General features: G+C 57.8%; 1 protein-coding gene. It reads right to left on the bottom strand.

All coding sequences use genetic code 11. The features are described from left to right. A partial coding sequence (locus EOA60_RS32495) for a hydantoinase/oxoprolinase N-terminal domain-containing protein (RefSeq protein ID WP_164899754.1) occupies positions 1 to 187 on the bottom strand: 187 nt, incomplete at its 3' end. Positions 188 to 1,502 lie beyond the last annotated feature (1,315 nt).

Genomic DNA, 1,502 nt, shown 5'->3' with positions numbered 1-1,502 from the left:
GAATAAAGAATGCAGCTTCGCTCATAGCGCGAGGCGGAATCGCCTCCGCGATTGCTGAGGCCACCCCTTCAACGGGATCGGCGGACGTTGTCGAAACTTTGGCGGGCCAGACTTCACCCGTGGTGTCGTCGTAGAAGATCAAATCCGTGAACGTTCCACCCACATCAACACCAACACGCGTAGCCATCAACCCTCCTCTTCAATTATTAACCGCACTGCCTCCAGCCAGTAATTTGCTGACAGGCCTACTGCTGACCATCGTCCGGGTACCGCGTCTTTCCATTTAAACAAGCGCCTAAGGTCGACCTCAATGATCGCCTACGTTGCCCCTGTGGTTCCAGATCCTGACGCCGTAAGTACGATTCCTGGAAGTTTATCGACGTTTCGGGAGGAAGTGCTGCTGAAGATCGCCTCCCAAACGGAAAGTTTTTCTTCGGAATGCCTTGTCCAAAGTAGAAAATAAGAAGCGCGGGCGTGGCTTACCTTGTGTGCTAGCCTAAGTTGTAGAACCATCGGAAATTTGCTGCCCGGCGTTTTGCCGAAGCTGGAGCAGAGGGACAGACAGCAACCTCGGCGGAAAGTTTGTCTCTGTCTCAGGCGCTTGCGCACGCCGCCGAGCTCAGTGACGACTGAACAGCGCAAAAACACTTGTCCGCCGAAGGGCGCCACGATGCGGGCAAGCAATTTGGGGACGGCATTCTCGATTGTGCAAGGACAGCCTAGCGATCTCTGAGACGAGGCGTTCGAGAATGGCAACCCATGCGCAGGCAAATCCGCTCTGCGCAACGGTCTCGGTTGGCCGGCCACGTCTCTCGGCGCTACGCGAAGTCGAGACAGCGTTGGTTAGGTGAACCTCGCCCAGCGCAGGCGTTTTGCGCCATGAAGCGGGCCGGGCGGTTGGCCCAGGCGGTTAGCGCGCCGGGAGTGGGAAACGACCGACGGAGGCGAGCTTATTCGGCGTGTGGATGGCGGCGGAAATGGTCACTGCCCCGGGACCGAGCGGATTGCGGAGCTGCGTGGCCAATGCGACACCCTGGGTGTGAGCGGCAAGAGTCCCGCAATTCTAGACTAACGACTCGTTGGCGACATTTCGACTTCGCTTCGTTCGGAGTCGTCGTCAGCGAAGACGATAATCTCGGGTTGCCGCCGTTGTCAGCAGCAGCCCGTTTCAGTCTTTTATCAGAGATGCTGAGTCACAAATCAAGCGGAGGGCGTTCGTCGCGGGGATAGGAACCCAGCCCGGTACGGCCAATATGGCAGACAACCAACACAGCACCTCGCGCTATGCCATCCGGCCCGCATTCCCAGGTGGTCGCGCCGTGCCGCTCATGGGGTCGTGCGGTTTGTCAACTCCGAGCGTTCGCGACCGGGATCCTAAACAGAGATATCGAGACCCGACCTCTTCGAAGCCCCTGCGCGACTGGTCTGCTGAGGCAGTTAATTGGGCATTATTTCGTTACTTAGCCGTCGATCGATTTGGAGGCTTTTCATATCATCTGGGC

The sequence above is a fragment of the Mesorhizobium sp. M1A.F.Ca.IN.020.06.1.1 genome (genome assembly GCF_004023265.1).
In the GTDB taxonomy this organism is placed as follows: domain Bacteria; phylum Pseudomonadota; class Alphaproteobacteria; order Rhizobiales; family Rhizobiaceae; genus Mesorhizobium.
The sequence above is the reverse complement of the archived record's forward strand: the minus strand, read 5'-3'. Positions and strand labels throughout refer to the sequence as shown.